Source organism: Pseudomonas sp. UTLPPB19802, from assembly GCF_059730225.1.
In genome coordinates this window covers 7,172,177-7,188,799 of record NZ_AP048545.1, presented here as the reverse complement: position 1 = coordinate 7,188,799, position 16,623 = coordinate 7,172,177, and the positions used below count along the sequence as shown (strand labels likewise).

Sequence of the window (16,623 nt, the reverse complement as noted above, 5' to 3'; positions counted from 1 at the left end):
TATCTTCTGTCAATCTGCATCCAGGCCGGTTTGATGCCGTATGAATAAAATATCTATTTGCCTGGGAGGAGCGGCTCATTAAACCGCTTTTCGCCAAAGGCCCCTCATTGGGCGTGCGCCTGCTGGTGCTGGTCGTGCTATCGGTTGCACTGATGGTGGTCGATGCCCGCTTCACGGTGCTCAAGCCGATCCGCAGCCAGGCCTCGCTGGTGCTGATGCAATCGTACTGGATCACCGACCTGCCGCAACGACTGTGGCAAGGCGTGGCCAGCCAGTTCGGCAGCCGCACCGAGCTGGTCGCCGAGAACGAGAAACTCCAGACCGAGAACCTCCTGCTCCAGGGCCGCCTGCAAAAACTGGCCGCCCTGACCGAGCAGAACGTACGCCTGCGCGAGTTGCTGAACTCCTCGGCGCTGGTCAACGAAAAGGTCGAAGTCGCCGAGTTGATCGGTATGGACCCCAACCCTTTCACCCATCGCATCATCATCAACAAGGGTGAGCGCGATGGCGTGGTGCTCGGCCAGCCGGTGCTCGATGCCCGCGGCCTGATGGGCCAGGTGGTCGAGTTGATGCCGTACACCTCTCGCGTGCTGCTGCTGACCGATACCACCCACAGCATTCCGGTGCAGGTCAACCGTAACGGCCTGCGGGCGATTGCCAGCGGTACCGGCAACCCCGAGCGCCTGGAGTTGCGCCATGTCGCCGACACCGCCGATATCAAGGAAGGCGACCTGCTGGTCAGCTCCGGCCTCGGCCAGCGTTTCCCGGCCGGTTACCCGGTGGCAACGGTCAAGGAGGTGATCCATGACTCCGGCCAGCCGTTCGCGATTGTCCGCGCCGTGCCGACTGCTGCCTTGAACCGTAGTCGCTACCTGTTGCTGGTGTTCAGCGACAGCCGCACGCCGGAAGAACGCGCCAACGAGGCGGCCCAGGCCCAGGAGGCCGACAAGCAGGGTGACGGTGCCGCGGTCGTTCCGGCGACGGTGCCGAAGCCGGCTGCAACTCCGGCTACTCCGGCAGCCACGGCTCCGGCAGCCAAGCCTGTGGCCCATGGCACCACCAATGCGACCCCGGCCCACGGCACGACCAACAGCACTCCGGCAGCCAGGCCGACCAACGCCAAGCCCGCGGCCAAGCCCGCGGCCAAGCCAGCCAGCAAACCGCCGGCGGCCACCCAGCGGCAGGAGGAATGATGGCAGGCGCTACTCTTTCGCGTAATGGCTGGATTGTCTGGCTGACCTTTGTGATCGGTCTGCTGCTTAGCGTCTCGCCGTTGCCGCAGTTCATGGAAATCCTGCGTCCGCTATGGCTGGCGCTGTTGCTGGCGTTCTGGTCGTTGTACCTGCCGCACAAGATCGGCATGGTCACCGCCTTCCTGCTCGGCCTGGCCGAAGACGTGCTCTACGGCACCCTGCTGGGGCAGAGCGCGCTGATCCTGACGCTGATCACCTTCCTGGTGTTGTCACTGCAGCAACGGTTGCGCATGTTCCCGATGTGGCAGCAGAGCCTGGTGATCCTGGTGATCTTCGGCCTGGCGCAGTTGGTCCAGCTGTGGCTGAGTGCCCTGACCGGGAACCGCCAGCCGACCCTGGCGCTGGTCCTGCCGGCCCTGGTCAGTGCGTTGCTCTGGCCCTGGGTAAGCTTCGGCCTGCGCGGCCTGCGCCGACGCTACAAGATCAACTGATTGAATCGTCGGCCATTTCCCGGTGCCAGATGATCTGGACGAAGAGTCCTGACAAGGAGATGTCTTGATGAACCCGCTCTACCTGGCCTCCGGCTCGCCGCGTCGGCGTGAACTGCTGACCCAGATCGGCGTGCCCTTCACCGCGATCAGCGCGGACATCGACGAAACTCCCCTGGCCGATGAGTCCCCGGTGGCCTATGTCGAGCGCCTGGCGCGTGGCAAGGCGGCGGCTGGCCGGGCGACACTGGGTCAGCTCACGGCGGCCTGCGTGCTGGGCGCCGATACTGCGGTGGTTCTCGATGGACGAATCCTCGGCAAACCGCTGGACGAGGCCGATGCAGTCGCCACGCTGCTGGCGCTGTCGGGGCGCGAACACGAAGTGCTGACGGCTATTGCCGTGCTCGGGGGGGAACGCTGCGAGTCACGGGTGGTTCGTAGTCTCGTGAAATTTCGTACTATCAAGGTAGAAGAGGCATATGCCTACTGGTCCAGCGGGGAGCCCCGGGACAAGGCCGGCAGTTACGCCATTCAAGGCCTGGCGGCGGTTTTCGTGGAAAGCCTGAACGGTAGCTATTCGGGGGTTGTCGGTTTGCCTGTGTGCGAAACCGCAGAACTGCTCGGCCTTTTCGACATACCCTGTTGGCAGAACCTTATCGTGCGCTGATCGCCGCACCCCAGTGAACGGCAATAATTGTGAACACGCCTGAACGAGACGCAGCCATGAGTGAAGAGATCCTGATCAACATCACGCCGATGGAATCGCGCGTGGCGGTGGTAGAGAACGGTGTGTTGCAAGAGGTACATGTCGAACGTACGCAGAAACGCGGCATCGTCGGCAATATCTACAAGGGCAAGGTGGTCCGGGTGTTGCCGGGCATGCAGGCGGCGTTCGTCGATATCGGCCTGGACCGGGCGGCCTTTATCCACGCCTCGGAAATCTCCATGCGCGAGGGCCCGGCGGTGGAAAGCATCAGCGCGCTGGTTCACGAGGGGCAGAGCCTGGTGGTGCAGGTCACCAAGGACCCGATCGGCACCAAGGGCGCCCGCCTGACCACGCAACTGTCGATTCCCTCGCGTTACCTGGTGTACATGCCGCGTACCGCGCATGTCGGTATTTCGTTGAAGATCGAAGAGGAAGCCGAGCGTGATCGCCTGAAAAAGGTGGTCAGCGACTGCGTCGCCCAGGAAGGCATCAAGGAGGCCGGTGGGTTTATCCTGCGCACGGCCGCCGAGGGTGCCGGGGCCGACGAGATCATGATGGACATCCGCTACCTGCGGCGGCTCTGGGACCAGATCGGCGCTCAGATCAAGACCATTGGCGCGCCGAATGTCATCTATGAAGATCTCGGCCTGGCATTGCGTACCCTGCGCGACCTGGTCAGCCCCAAGATCGAGAAGATCCGGATCGATTCCCGGGAAACCTTCCAGAAAACCACGCAGTTCGTTGCCGAGCTGATGCCGGAAATCGCCGATCGCCTGGAACACTACCCGGGCGAGCGGCCTATTTTCGACCTGTATGGCGTCGAGGATGAAATCCAGAAGGCGCTGGAGCGCAAGGTGCCGCTCAAGTCCGGTGGCTACCTGGTGGTCGATCCGGCGGAAGCCATGACCACCATCGACGTCAATACCGGGGCGTTCGTCGGGCATCGCAACCTCGAGGAAACCATTTTCAAGACCAACCTCGAGGCGGCCACCGCGATTGCCCGCCAACTGCGCCTGCGCAACCTGGGCGGGATCATCATCATCGACTTCATCGACATGGAGGACGAGGAGCATCAGCGCCAGGTTTTGCGAACCCTGGAGAAACAGCTGGAGCGTGATCACGCCAAGACCAACATAATCGGCATCACCGAGCTTGGACTGGTGCAGATGACCCGCAAGCGCACCCGCGAGAGTCTCGAGCAGGTGCTGTGCGAACCGTGCAGCAGTTGCCAGGGGCGCGGCAAGCTGAAGACTCCGGAGACGATTTGCTACGAGATTTTTCGGGAAATCCTTCGTGAGGCCCGTGCCTACCAGGCCGAAGGCTATAGAGTGTTGGCCAACCAGAAAGTCGTTGACCGCCTGCTGGACGAAGAGTCGGGCAATGTCGCCGAGCTGGAGACTTTCATTGGTCGCACCATCCGTTTTCAGGTCGAGACCATGTATTCCCAGGAACAATATGACGTGGTGCTGCTCTGATTTCCTGTTCCGCAGATCTGTCTTGCGCACCGGCTGACGCTGGCCTTTTCATCGAATCCTGCCTGGGGGGCCACTGACATGGAGCGTTTGCCGCGCTTTGTTGCCGCGTTGACCCGCTGGGGCCTGAACATCTGTGCGCTACTGTTGGTGTTGCTGGCGTTGTACGTCAGCCTGGGTCGGCAACTGGTGCCGTTGGTGGCCGAGTACCGTGCCGACGTCGAAGCCAAGGCGCAGGCGGCGCTGGGCATGCCGTTGTCCATCGGCAGCCTGGAAGGGCACTGGAGCGGGTTGGCACCGGTGCTGTCGGCCCACGATGTGATGGTCGGTGCCGGTGATTCGGCCCTGCGCCTGGATCATGTGCAGGTCATCCCGGATATCCGTGCCAGCCTGCTGGCCCGTGAACTGCGTATCGGTCATCTCGAACTCGACGGACTGAAACTCAACCTCAAGCAGGGCGAGGACGGGCAATGGGCTCTCGAGGGCCTGCCTCGCCAGGCTGATGACCAACCGCTGGACCCCGAACAATTGCTCAAGCGCTTGCAGGCGGTCGAGCAATTGTCGGTGCTGAACAGTCAGTTGACGCTGGAGCCGTACGGTGAGTCGCCGCTGACGCTGACCTATGTCGGCCTGAATCTGCGCGCCGGCCCCAATCGCCAGCGCCTCGACCTGCGCCTGACCCTGCCCGATGGCCAGCCGGTTGCCCTGAACCTGGTCACTCGCATGCGCCCCAGTGAATGGCGCAAGGCTTCCGCAGAAGCCTACCTGAGCCTGCCGCAGAGTGACTGGGCGCGCTGGTTGCCGGCAGGCCTGAGCGGCAAATGGAAACTCGCCGAACTCAAGGCCGGTGGCGAGTTCTGGCTGAAGTGGGCTGATGGCACGGTGCAGAGTGCCGTGGTGCGGCTCAATGCCCCGCAGTTTCGCGGTGGTTATGCGGATCGCAAGCCGACGAAGATCGAGAACCTTGCGCTCAACGCCTATCTGCATCGCAATGAGCAGGGCTTCAACCTGCTGCTTGATTCGCTGGCGATGAATCTGGGGCAAACCCGTTGGGAGTCCCATCTGCAAGTGCAACAGAGTGTGGCGACCGACAAGACGGGAGAGTTGTGGCACGTGCAGGCCGACCGCCTCGACCTGACACCGATCACGCCGCTGCTGGACAGCCTGGCGCCGCTGCCGGATGGGCTGGCTACCGTGATCGATCACCTGAAGGTCACGGGTGCCTTGCGCAATGTGCTGCTCGATTACCGCCCGCAGGAAACCGGCGATCGTCGTGTGAGCTTCGAAGCCAACCTGGAACGCGTCGGCTTTGACGCCTATCACGGCGCGCCAGCAGCGCGGAACGTGACCGGCAGTATCAGTGGTGACCTCGGCCACGGCGAGCTGCGCATGGACAGCAAGGACTTCTCGCTGTTCCTCTATCCGATTTTCAACAAGCCCTGGCAGTACCTCCAGGCCAATGCGCGGCTGACCTGGAAACTCGACCAGCAGGGGTTCACCCTGATCGCACCCTATATCAAGGTGCTGGGCGAGGAGGGCAAGATCGCCGCGGACTTCCTGATTCGCCTGCATTTTGCCCAGGAGCAGGAAGACTACATGGACCTGCGGGTCGGCCTGGTCGATGGTGATGGCCGTTTTACGCCGAAATACCTGCCAGCGGTGCTGAGTCCATCCCTGGATGAATGGTTGCGCACCGCGATTCTGCACGGCGCCGTCGACCAGGGTTTCTTCCAGTACCAGGGTTCACTGAATCACGATGCCATCGCCGCTGCGCGCAATATCAGCCTGTTCTTCAAGGTTCATGACGCCGAGCTGGCCTTCCAGCCGGGCTGGCCCCATGTCAGCAAAGTCAACGGTGATGTGTTCATCGAGGACAGCGGCGTGCGGATCAAGGCCAGCAAGGGCCAGTTGCTCGACACTCGGGTCAGTGACGTGATGGTCAACATTCCCCATTCGACCGCAGGCAAGGCCCCGCACCTGTTACTCGACGGCAACTTTGCCGGTGGCCTTGGCGATGGCCTGAAGATTCTTCAGGAGGCGCCGATCGGCACCGGCCCGACTTTTGCCGGATGGCAGGGCGAGGGCGACCTGCAGGGCAAGGTCAAGCTGGATGTTCCGTTGGAGAAAGGCGACGAGCCCAAGGTCCTGGTGGATTTCGCCACCGATCAGGCGCGCCTGAAACTGGCTGATCCGAACCTGGAGCTGACCCAACTCAAGGGCAACTTCCGTTTCGACAGCGATAAGGGCCTGAGTGGCGATGGCATCAGTGCCCAAGCCTTTGATCGACCGATCACCGCGCAGATCAGCGCCGATGGCAAACCTGGCAACCTCAGCACCCGAGTCATGGCCAAGGGCCAGGTGGCGATCAGGAAACTCACCGACTGGCTGGGCGTCAGCCAGCCGCTGCCGGTGTCTGGCGACCTGCCGTACCAGTTGCAGTTGAACCTCGACGGTGCCGACAGCCAGTTGATGATCAACTCCAACCTCAAGGGCGTTGCCGTCGACCTGCCCGCGCCCTTCGGCATGCCGGCCAGCCAGGGGCGTGACAGTGTGTTCCGCATGACCTTGCAAGGTGCCGAGCGACGCTACTGGTTCGACTATGGCGAGCTGGCGAACTTCACCTTCGCCGCGCCGGGCGGCAAGCTGGTGGAGGGGCGGGGTGAACTGTTCCTCGGCGATGGCGATGCGCAGTTGCCGACGATCAAGGGCTTGCGCGTGCGTGGCGTGCTTTCGGAGCTGGATCTGGAACCGTGGAAAGCGGTGGTGGATCGTTATGCCGGCCAGGATCCGGGCGGCAACGCGAAGCAATTGCTCAGCAGTGCGGACTTCAAGGTCGGCAAGCTCACCGGCTTTGGCACCCAGTTCGACCAGGTGAGCCTGCAGATGGCTCGCAGCGCCACGGCCTGGGGCCTGCTGATCGACAGCCAGCAGGCCAAGGGTAGCGTGACCCTGCCGGATGCCAAGGGGGCACCGATCGGCGTCAAGCTGGCCTACGTGCGATTGCCGGCGCCGGACCCGAGCGTAGTCGCCGACGAGAATGCGCCGGACCCGCTGGCTTCAGTGGACCCGCGGCAGATTCCGGCACTGGATATCGGTATCGATCAACTGTTCCAAGGGCAGGACCTGGTAGGCGCCTGGTCGCTGAAAGTGCGGCCGACACCGAAAGGCATTCAGCTCAACGACCTCAATCTCGGTCTCAAGGGCATGCAGTTGCAGGGCAACGGTGGCTGGGAAGGCGCGCCCGGCAGCAGTGGCAGTTGGATCAATGGCCGACTGGAAGGCAAGAACCTGGCCGATGTACTCAAGGCCTGGAGCTTCGCGCCGACCGTGACCAGCGAAGATTTCCATTTGGATGTCGATGGCCGCTGGCCTGGCTCGCCGGCCTGGGTCGGGCTCAAGCGTTTCTCTGGCAGCCTGGATGCGACCCTGCGCAAGGGGCAGTTCGTCGAGGTCGAGGGCGGCGCCCAGGCCCTGCGAGTGTTTGGCCTGCTGAACTTCAACTCCATCGGTCGGCGTCTGCGTCTGGACTTCTCCGATCTGCTCGGCAAGGGCCTGAGTTACGACCGGGTCAAGGGCGTGCTGGTGGCCAGTGATGGCGTGTACGTCACTCGCGAGCCCATCACCCTGACCGGCCCGTCGAGCAACCTGGAACTCAATGGTACCTTGGACATGGTCCGCGACCGGGTCGATGCCAAGCTGTTGGTAACCTTGCCGGTGACCAACAACCTGCCGATCGCCGCGTTGATCGTCGGAGCGCCAGCGATCGGGGGAGCGCTGTTCCTGATCGACAAACTGATCGGCGACCGCGTTGCGCGGTTTGCCAGCGTGAAGTACAGCGTCACCGGGCCGTGGAAAGAACCGAAAATCACCTTCGACAAGCCTTTTGAAAAATCCAAGTAGCGCCCCATGGAGTAGCATGGTGGCCGGTCTTCCAAGGAGTGCGCCATGACTTTATCCGTCATCCAGATGGTCAGCCAGGACGATGTGCTGGCCAATCTGACCCAGGCCCGCCGCCTGCTTGAGCGGGCCGCCGAAGGCGGCGCGCGGCTGGCCGTGTTGCCGGAAAACTTTGCCGCCATGGGCCGTCGCGACGCGGCGGCGATCGGTCGTGCCGAAGCGCTGGGCGAAGGCCCCATCCTGCCGTGGTTGAAACAGGTCGCCCGTGACCTCAGGTTATGGATTGTCGCCGGGACCTTGCCGTTGCCGCCGGTCGATCAGCCGGACGCCAAGGCCAACGCCTGCTCGCTGCTGGTCGATGACCAGGGCGAGACGGTTGCCCGTTACGACAAGGTGCACCTGTTCGATGTGGATGTGGCGGACAATCGGGGCCGTTATCGTGAATCCGATGACTATGCTCATGGTAGCCGGGTGGTGGTGGCGGATACGCCGGTGGGACGCCTGGGCCTGAGCGTGTGCTACGACCTGCGCTTTCCCGAGCTGTACAGCGAGCTGCGCCTGGCCGGTGCCGAATTGATCAGCGCACCTTCGGCCTTCACCGCGGTGACCGGCACGGCGCATTGGGAGGTGCTGATTCGCGCCCGTGCCATCGAGACCCAGTGCTACCTGCTGGCTGCAGCCCAGGGCGGTGTGCATCCCGGGCCGCGTGAGACCTTTGGCCATGCAGCGATCGTCGACCCGTGGGGAGCTATCGTCGCCGAACGTGATCAAGGCGAAGCGGTCCTGCTGGCCGAGCGCGACAGTAATGAACAGGCGTCCATCCGGGCGCGAATGCCGGTGGCGAACCATCGGCGCTTTTTTTCGCAGGGCGCACAGCGACCTGCCTCGAAATGACGAAATAAGGCGCGAAACCTATGAGCGAGTTGTTGTCCTCAGTCAGCGAACACCTGTTGGCGCCGGGTGGCGTGACCATCGAAAACCTCCAATCGGTCCTGGGGGATCTGGCCGGGCCTGGTATCGACGCCGCCGACCTGTATTTCCAGGGACAGATTTCCGAGTCCTGGGCGCTCGAAGACGGCATCGTCAAGGAAGGCAGTTTCAACCTTGACCAGGGTGTTGGCGTGCGGGCGCAATCCGGGGAAAAGACCGGCTTCGCCTACAGCAACGCAATTACCCTCGAAGCCCTGGGTGCGGCCTCCCGTGCGGCCCGTTCGATCTCCCGTGCCGGGCAGCATGGTCGGGTGCAGGCGTTCACTTCGCAGGATGTGGCGCAGCTCTATGCGCCAGATAATCCACTGGATGTCCTGACCCGGGCCGAGAAAGTCGAATTGCTCAAGCGTATCGACGTTGCCACGCGTGCCCTGGATCCGCGTATCCAGCAGGTTTCGGTGAGCATGGCCGGCGTCTGGGAGCGCATTCTGGTGGCCTCCACCGACGGTGGTCTGGCAGCGGATGTACGGCCGCTGGTGCGTTTCAACGTCAGCGTGATCGTCGAGCAGAACGGCCGTCGTGAGCGCGGCGGCCACGGCGGGGGCGGGCGTACCGACTACCGTTATTTCCTCAGCGAAGACCGTGCCATGGGGTATGCCCGCGAGGCCCTGCGCCAGGCGCTGGTCAACCTTGAGGCTGTTCCCGCCCCGGCCGGTACGCTGCCGGTGGTGCTGGGTTCCGGCTGGTCCGGCGTCCTGCTGCACGAGGCGGTCGGGCACGGCCTGGAAGGCGACTTCAACCGCAAGGGCAGTTCAGCCTACAGTGGCCGGGTTGGCGAAATGGTTGCTTCGAGCCTGTGCACCATCGTCGATGATGGCACCCTGGCCGGCCGTCGTGGCTCCCTCAGCGTCGATGACGAAGGCACGCCGACCGAGTGCACCACGCTGATCGAGAACGGCGTACTCAAGGGCTATATGCAAGACAAGCTCAATGCCCGTCTGATGGGCGTGGCCCGGACCGGCAACGGTCGTCGCGAATCCTATGCGCACCTGCCGATGCCCCGTATGACCAATACCTACATGCTCGGTGGCGAGAGTGATCCGGCGGAAATCATCGCCTCGGTGAAGAAGGGCATCTACTGCGCCAACCTGGGCGGTGGCCAGGTTGATATCACCAGTGGCAAGTTCGTGTTCTCCACCAGCGAAGCCTACCTGATCGAAGACGGCAAGATCACCGCGCCGGTCAAGGGTGCAACGTTGATCGGCAACGGGCCGGAAGCGATGAGCCGGGTGTCGATGGTCGGCAACGACCTGTCGCTGGACAGTGGCGTGGGCACGTGTGGCAAGGATGGGCAATCGGTGCCGGTAGGCGTTGGCCAGCCGACTCTGAAGATCGATGCAATCACCGTGGGTGGCACGGGCGCATAAGGGAAGGGCGCCTGGGTGAGCCGCAGGGCGGTCACCCAGGGCGACACTCAACGCAGGCCGCGTTGGGTATCGTCCAGCTCGCGGATGTACTTGAAGACTTTACGGCTGGAAGCCGGTGGCTTGTTATGCGCCAGTTCGTGCTGGGCCTGGCGGATCAGCGAGCGCAGTTGCTGGCGGTCCGCGTCGGGGTACTCGTTGACGAACTTTTCCAGGACGTCGTCGTTGCCCGTGATCAGCCGATCACGCCAGCGCTCGAGGTTATGGAAGCGCTCGTTGTATTGCTTGGTGGAAGCATCGACCTGGTCGAGCACCACCTGGATGGCTTCGATGTCCTGGTCGCGCATCAGCTTGCCGATGAACAGGATATGCCGTTTGCGCGCAATGTTCGCGGTGTGCTTTGGCGCATCGGCCAGGGCACGGCGCAAGCCGTCGGTCAGTGGCAGTTTTGCCAGCAGGTCAGGCTTGAGTGTGGTAAGTCGCTCGCCGAGATCAACCAGAGCATGCAGCTCGCGTTTGACCTGGGATTTGCTTTTCTCCCCATCGAGGGAGTCGTCGTAAGAATCAACCATGGTGGCAGTCCGCAAAGAAACGCCGCCATGATAACCAGTCGGGGGCCGCTTGTCCGGCCCACTCGCTCGATGAGCGTTACCGAACGCAGAATTTGATTGGAGAAAGCTGGGTGGAGAAGACCATGAGTTCAGCACAAAGCGTCGGCCCGCAGGCGTTGCCGGCACTGCAGGAGCAGGTCGAGCAGATTCTTGCCGAAGCCAAGCGCCAGGGCGCCAGTGCCTGTGAAGTGGCGGTGTCGGTGGAGCAGGGGTTGTCGACGTCGGTGCGCCAGCGGGAAGTGGAAACGGTTGAATTCAACCGGGACCAGGGCTTCGGCATCACCTTGTACGTGGGCCAGCGCAAGGGCTCGGCCAGCACGTCGGCCAGTGGCGCCGAAGCCATTCGCGAAACCGTCGCGGCGGCGCTGGCCATCGCCCGGCACACCTCCGAGGATGAGTCTTCCGGCTTGGCCGATGCGGCCCTGATGGCCAGGGAGATCAAGGACTTCGACCTGTTCCACGAATGGAACATCACCCCGGAACAAGCCATCGAGCGGGCTTTGGCTTGCGAAGCAGCGGCGTTCGACGCCGACAGTCGGATCAGGAACGCCGACGGCACGACGCTGAGTACCTCCCAGGGCTGCCGGGTGTATGGCAACAGCCATGGTTTCATCGCCGGCTCGGCGTCGACACGCCATAGCCTCAGTTGCGTGATGATTGCCGAAGGCGATGGACAGATGCAGCGCGACTACTGGTACGACGTCAATCGCCAGGGCGAGTTGCTGGCCGATGCGGTCAGCATTGGCCAGAAGGCTGCGCAACGAGCGGCCAGTCGCCTGGGCGCACGCCCGGTGCCCACCTGCGAAGTGCCGGTACTGTTTTCCGCAGAGTTGGCGGGGGGACTGTTTGGCAGCTTCCTGTCGGCAATCTCCGGCGGCAACCTGTATCGCAAGTCGTCGTTTCTCGAGGGTGCGCTGGGGCAAAGGCTGTTCCCGGAGTGGCTGACCATCGATGAGCGTCCGCACCTGCTGCGGGCCATGAGCAGTTCGTCCTTCGACGGCGATGGCCTGGCGACCTATGCCAAACCGTTCGTCGAAAACGGCACGCTGGTGTCCTACATTCTGGGGACATACTCGGGGCGCAAGCTGGGCCTGCCGAGTACCGCCAACGCCGGGGGCGTGCACAACCTGTTCGTCACCCATGGGGTCGAGGACCAGGATGCGCTGATTCGCCGTATGGGCCGTGGGCTGCTGGTGACCGAGCTGATGGGCCATGGCCTGAACATGGTCACCGGTGATTATTCGCGCGGAGCGGCGGGCTTCTGGGTGGAGAATGGGGAGATCCAGTTCCCCGTCCAGGAAGTGACCATTGCCGGCAATATGCGTGACATGTTCAAGCAGATCGTCGCCGTTGGCAGCGATCTTGAGCTGCGCAGCAATATCCGCACCGGTTCGGTGCTGATCGAGCGGATGACCGTCGCCGGTAGCTGATCCACCTCCCTTGTGGTGAGCGGGCTTGCCCGCGCTGGGGGGCAGAGCCCCCCTGAAACCTGCCAACCCTGACCATCAGGTTGAACGACATCTAGCGTTTACGGCTGCTGTGCAGCCGAGCGCGAGCAAGCTCGCTCGCCACCCGCCAGGCTTATCCATTACTCCTCATTGCTCACCAGCCCTTGTATTTTAGGGTTGTTCCGATTCTTATTATCATATAATAATAAATCTCATTATCGAGTGAGCCTGGGTCATGAGTTCTGCCTTGCATGAGCATCCCTATCTGGACAGCTGGCGCTGGATGAGCCGCCAGGTCCGTTGCGCACTGCTGCCGGACGAGCCCCGGCTGATCGATCATTACCTCGCCGAAGGCCGCTACCTGGCCAGTTGCACGGTTACCTCACCCTGGACCGTTGCCGAAACCGCCTTTCGCCTGCTGCTCGACACCGCCACCGATACCGCGTTGCCCTGGCACTGGCGCTCGTTATGCCTGGACCAGGCCTGGCGACCATTGCGCGACCTCGAGCGCCTGGCCTTGTGTAACTGCCGGCTACGCCGCTGGCAAAGCTTTGCCTGGCAGTTGGCGAGTTGTTCGCTGCTGCCTTCCATTCCCCTGACTGAACTGGTGCAAGGATTTCCCGATGAGTAATACCCGTATCGAACGCGACAGCATGGGCGAACTGCAGGTGCCGGCCGACGCGCTGTATGGCGCCCAGACCCAGCGTGCCGTGAACAACTTCCCCATCAGCCACCAGCGCATGCCGACGCAGTTCATTCGTGCCCTGATCCTGGCCAAGGCCGCAGCGGCCCAGGCCAACGTCGAGCTGGGTCAGGTGAGCGCGGCTCAGGGCAAGGCCATCGTCGATGCCTGCCATGGCCTGCTCGGAGGCGACTTCATGGTGCATTTCCCGGTGGATATCTACCAGACCGGTTCCGGCACCAGTTCCAACATGAACGCCAACGAGGTGATCGCGACCCTCGCCAGCCGTCTGCTGGGCGAGCCGGTGAACCCCAACGACCACGTCAACTGCGGTCAAAGCAGCAACGACATCATTCCGACCACCATCCACGTCAGTGCCGCGCTGGCCTTGCACGAGCAACTGCTGCCGGCCCTGGCGCACCTGGTGCAGGTCACCGAAGCCAAGGCCGAACAGGTTCACCCGTTCATCAAGACCGGCCGTACTCACCTGATGGATGCGATGCCGGTGCGCCTGAGCCAGGTACTCAATGGCTGGGCGGCACAGCTCAAGGCCAACGTCCTGCATCTGCAGAACCTGCTGCCGAGCCTGCAGTCCCTGGCCCAGGGCGGCACCGCGGTCGGCACCGGTATCAATGCGCACCCGCGCTTCGCCGAATTGTTCAGTCGCCAGTTGAGCGCCTTGACCCATGTGTCGTTCACGCCGGGCAGCAACCTGTTCGCCCTGATCGGTTCCCAGGACACCGCCGTCGCCGTTTCCGGCCAGTTGAAGACCACTGCGGTGTCGCTGATGAAAATCGCCAATGACCTGCGCTGGATGAACTCCGGTCCCCTGGCCGGCCTGGCCGAAATAGAGCTGGAGGCCTTGCAGCCCGGCTCGTCGATCATGCCGGGCAAGGTCAATCCGGTGATTCCGGAAGCCACCGCCATGGTCGCGGCTCAGGTGATCGGCAACGACGGCACGATTGCCGTGGCCGGCCAGTCGGGCAACTTCGAGCTGAACGTGATGCTGCCGATCATTGCCCAGAACCTGCTGAGCAGCATCGAGCTGTTGGCCAACGCCAGCCGCCTGCTGGCCGACAAGGCCATCGCCAGCTTCAAGGTCAACGAGGCCAAGCTCAAGGAGGCGTTGTCGCGCAACCCGATCCTGGTCACTGCACTGAACCCGATCATCGGTTACCAGAAGGCTGCCGAGATTGCCAAGAAGGCCTATCAGCAAGGTCGTCCGATCATCGACGTCGCACTCGAACATACCGATCTGCCCCGCAGCCAACTGGAAACCCTGCTGGATCCGGAAAAGCTGACGGCTGGCGGCGTGTAACCCACTGCATTGTCTGGAGGTTCGTCATGGAACACTGGAGACGCACGATCGAAAGGGCCAACCGCCATTTCCACCTTGGCGAGCTGGTCGATGCCCGCGAGCACTACCTGCAGGCCCTGGCCCTGGCGCAGGTGCTGTTCGAGCGCTGGCCGGATGCGGAGGAGGCGGTAGCCGCCTGCGTGATATCCCACCACAACCTGGCGGACCTGCACCTGCGCCTCAACCAGCCGGAAGAGAGCGTCGAGTACCTGTGTGCCATTCACCAGCGCCTGCTGCAGGCGATGCAGGACACTCGACTCAGCCTCGCGCTACGTGAGGCTGCGCTGCATCAGAGCAGTAAAACCTACGTCGAGCTGCTGGCCTTCATCAGCGAGCACGGCGAATACCCTCGCACCAGCCGTCTGCTCCACAACCAGACGGCCTCCTCGGGCAATGTCCCGTCGAGTCATCAACATGGAGTTCATTGAAATGCCTCATGCCTTGCCTGCGCTGCCCTATAGCTACGACGCTCTGGAACCGCATATCGATGCCAAGACCATGGAGATTCACTACACCAAGCACCACCAGACCTACGTCACCAACCTCAACGCGGCCGTCGAAGGCTCGCAGTGGGCCGACTGGCCGGTGGAAAAGCTGGTTGCCGCAGTCGCAGAATTGCCGGAAAAAATGCGCCCGGCAGTGATCAATCATGGTGGCGGCCATGCCAACCATTCGTTGTTCTGGGCGGTGATGAGCCCGTTGGGCGGCGGTGAGCCGGAAGCGGCGCTGGGCAAGGCCATCAACGAGCAGTTGGGGGGCTTCGAGGCGTTCAAGGAAGCCTTCACCAAGGCTGCGCTGACGCGTTTCGGCAGTGGTTGGGCCTGGCTGAGCGTGACTCCACAGAAACAGCTGGTGGTCGAGAGCAGCGGCAACCAGGACAGCCCGCTGATGAACGGCAATACGCCGATCCTCGGCCTGGATGTATGGGAGCACGCGTACTACCTGCTGTACCAGAACCGTCGTCCGGAATACATCAACGCCTTCTACAACGTGATCAACTGGCCGGAAGTCGAACGGCGTTATCTCGCTGCCCTGGCGTGAAGCACACTACCAACAAGATCCAAAGCCGATGATGGAGACTGAAACCGTGGCAATGAGCAGATGGCGATTACTTCGCCAGGGAGTTGGCTGGCTATTGTTGCTGGCTGGAGTGGTATTGCTCGTTGCCCGGCTGTTGGGCTGGTCGGGAGGGGGCTGATAGCAGGGGCGTTGCTTCAATCATCGCCTGCAAGCCGGCTCCCGTGGGAGCGGGCTTGTTGCGAAGGTGTCTACTCGCCTTCGTCGAAATAGTTGTTGATCAGTGCCACCAGCGCGGCCATGGCCTCGTCTTCCTGTTCGCCTTCGGTCTTCATGTGGATCTTGGTGCCCTTGCCGGCAGCGAGCATCATCATGGCCATGATGCTCTTGCCGTCGACCATGCTCTCGGGCGTACGCCCTACCCGGATATTGCAAGGATACTGGCCGGCAACGCCGACGAACTTGGCGGAGGCACGGGCGTGCAACCCCAGCTTGTTGATGATTTCGATTTCCAGAGCGGGCATCGCGATGGTGATCCTTTCAGCTAAGGTCGCGGTGGCGGACCTGGACGTTCTTCAGGGATTGCTGCAGGAGCTGACCCAGGCGCTCGGTCAGGTAGACGGAGCGGTGATGCCCGCCAGTGCAGCCAATGGCAATAGTGACGTAAGCGCGGTTGCTGGCAGCGAAACGTGGCAACCATTTGAGCAAATAGCTGGAAATGTCCTGGAACATTTCCTCCACATCCGGTTGCGCAGCCAGGTATTCGGCCACCGGCTGATCAAGCCCGGATTGTTCGCGCAGCTCCGGTTTCCAGTAGGGGTTGGGCAGGCAGCGCACATCGAACACCAGGTCGGCGTCCACCGGCATGCCGCGCTTGAAGCCGAACGATTCTACCAGAAACGCAGTGCCCGGCTCCGGCTGGTTCAGCAGGCGCAGCTTGATGGTGTCGCGCAACTGATAGAGGTTGAGGTTGGTGGTGTTGACCTTGAGGTCCGCCAGGTCGGCGATCGGCCCGAGCAGGCTGCTCTCGTCGCGGATGGCCTCGGCTAGCGAGCGGTTGGCGTTGCTCAGGGGGTGGCGCCGACGGGTTTCGGAGAAGCGCTTGAGCAGCGTCTCCTCGTCGGCGTCCAGGTACAGGACGTCACACTGGATATGCCGCCCGCGGACTTCGTCGAGCAGTTCGGGAAAGCGCGACAGGTGGCTGGGCAGGTTGCGCGCATCGATGGATACGGCGACCAGTGGTTGCGCCAGCTCGGTATGGATCAGCGCCCGTTCGGCCAATTCCGGCAGCAAGCCGGCCGGCAGGTTGTCGATGCAGTAATAGCCATTGTCCTCGAGTACGTCGAGGGCAGTGCTTTTACCTGAGCCGGAGCGGCCGCTGACGATGATCAAGCGCAT

15 protein-coding genes are annotated in these 16,623 nt (G+C 62.7%); 12 read left to right on the top strand and 3 right to left on the bottom strand.

Going from position 1 to position 16,623, the window contains the following annotated elements; genetic code table 11:
- Positions 1-107 precede the first annotated feature (107 nt).
- The 7 genes from mreC (at position 108) to tldD (ending at position 10,113) form a co-directional block, all read left to right on the top strand.
- A complete protein-coding gene (gene mreC / locus AC6I6U_RS31800; RefSeq protein WP_497879882.1) occupies positions 108-1,193 on the top strand; it encodes a rod shape-determining protein MreC in 1,086 nt (361 codons plus the stop codon).
- Positions 1,193-1,684 (top strand): rod shape-determining protein MreD, encoded by a 492-nt coding sequence (gene mreD, locus AC6I6U_RS31795; protein WP_497879881.1) that lies wholly within the window; start codon positions 1,193-1,195, stop codon positions 1,682-1,684. The genes mreC and mreD overlap by 1 nt, the downstream gene beginning before the upstream one ends.
- Before the next feature lie 67 nt (positions 1,685-1,751).
- Positions 1,752-2,348 carry a Maf family protein gene (locus AC6I6U_RS31790; RefSeq protein WP_497879880.1) on the top strand — a complete coding sequence of 199 codons (597 nt, stop codon included), beginning with the start codon at positions 1,752-1,754 and terminating at the stop codon, positions 2,346-2,348.
- A 56-nt stretch (positions 2,349-2,404) separates the two neighbouring features.
- Positions 2,405-3,862, top strand: a complete 1,458-nt coding sequence (gene rng / locus AC6I6U_RS31785) for a ribonuclease G (RefSeq protein ID WP_497879879.1) — start codon at positions 2,405-2,407, stop codon at positions 3,860-3,862.
- A gap of 78 nt (positions 3,863-3,940) precedes the next feature.
- Positions 3,941-7,759 carry a YhdP family protein gene (locus AC6I6U_RS31780; RefSeq protein WP_497879878.1) on the top strand — a complete coding sequence of 1,273 codons (3,819 nt, stop codon included), beginning with the start codon at positions 3,941-3,943 and terminating at the stop codon, positions 7,757-7,759.
- A 45-nt stretch (positions 7,760-7,804) separates the two neighbouring features.
- Positions 7,805-8,650: a carbon-nitrogen hydrolase family protein gene (locus AC6I6U_RS31775; RefSeq protein WP_497879877.1), complete on the top strand. Its 846-nt coding sequence runs from the start codon at positions 7,805-7,807 to the stop codon at positions 8,648-8,650.
- 20 nt (positions 8,651-8,670) lie between these two features.
- A complete protein-coding gene (gene tldD / locus AC6I6U_RS31770) occupies positions 8,671-10,113 on the top strand; it encodes a metalloprotease TldD (protein ID WP_497879876.1) in 1,443 nt (480 codons plus the stop codon).
- A 47-nt stretch (positions 10,114-10,160) separates the two neighbouring features.
- Here the strand turns inward: tldD and yjgA are convergent, their stop codons facing one another.
- A complete protein-coding gene (yjgA, locus tag AC6I6U_RS31765; RefSeq protein WP_497879875.1) occupies positions 10,161-10,682 on the bottom strand; it encodes a ribosome biogenesis factor YjgA in 522 nt (173 codons plus the stop codon).
- Between the two features lie 122 nt (positions 10,683-10,804).
- Here yjgA and pmbA point away from each other — a divergent pair, with 122 nt between their 5' ends.
- From pmbA to AC6I6U_RS31740, 5 genes are all read left to right on the top strand, one after another.
- Positions 10,805-12,151, top strand: a complete 1,347-nt coding sequence (gene pmbA / locus AC6I6U_RS31760; protein WP_497879874.1) for a metalloprotease PmbA — start codon at positions 10,805-10,807, stop codon at positions 12,149-12,151.
- Between the two features lie 253 nt (positions 12,152-12,404).
- Positions 12,405-12,800 (top strand): FagA protein, encoded by a 396-nt coding sequence (locus AC6I6U_RS31755; protein WP_497879873.1) that lies wholly within the window; start codon positions 12,405-12,407, stop codon positions 12,798-12,800.
- Positions 12,793-14,169, top strand: a complete 1,377-nt coding sequence (locus tag AC6I6U_RS31750; protein ID WP_497879872.1) for a class II fumarate hydratase — start codon at positions 12,793-12,795, stop codon at positions 14,167-14,169. The genes AC6I6U_RS31755 and AC6I6U_RS31750 overlap by 8 nt, the downstream gene beginning before the upstream one ends.
- A 26-nt stretch (positions 14,170-14,195) precedes the next feature.
- Positions 14,196-14,636 (top strand): DUF2753 family protein, encoded by a 441-nt coding sequence (locus tag AC6I6U_RS31745; RefSeq protein ID WP_497879871.1) that lies wholly within the window; start codon positions 14,196-14,198, stop codon positions 14,634-14,636.
- Position 14,637: 1 nt separating this feature from the next.
- A complete protein-coding gene (locus AC6I6U_RS31740) occupies positions 14,638-15,249 on the top strand; it encodes a superoxide dismutase (protein WP_497883149.1) in 612 nt (203 codons plus the stop codon).
- Between the two features lie 227 nt (positions 15,250-15,476).
- Here AC6I6U_RS31740 and AC6I6U_RS31735 read toward each other — a convergent pair whose 3' ends face one another.
- Both AC6I6U_RS31735 and rapZ read right to left on the bottom strand, forming a co-directional pair.
- Complete coding sequence (locus AC6I6U_RS31735; protein ID WP_497879870.1) at positions 15,477-15,749, bottom strand: HPr family phosphocarrier protein; 273 nt, start codon at positions 15,747-15,749, stop codon at positions 15,477-15,479.
- A 16-nt stretch (positions 15,750-15,765) separates the two neighbouring features.
- Positions 15,766-16,623 carry an RNase adapter RapZ gene (rapZ, locus tag AC6I6U_RS31730; protein ID WP_497879869.1) on the bottom strand — a complete coding sequence of 286 codons (858 nt, stop codon included), beginning with the start codon at positions 16,621-16,623 and terminating at the stop codon, positions 15,766-15,768.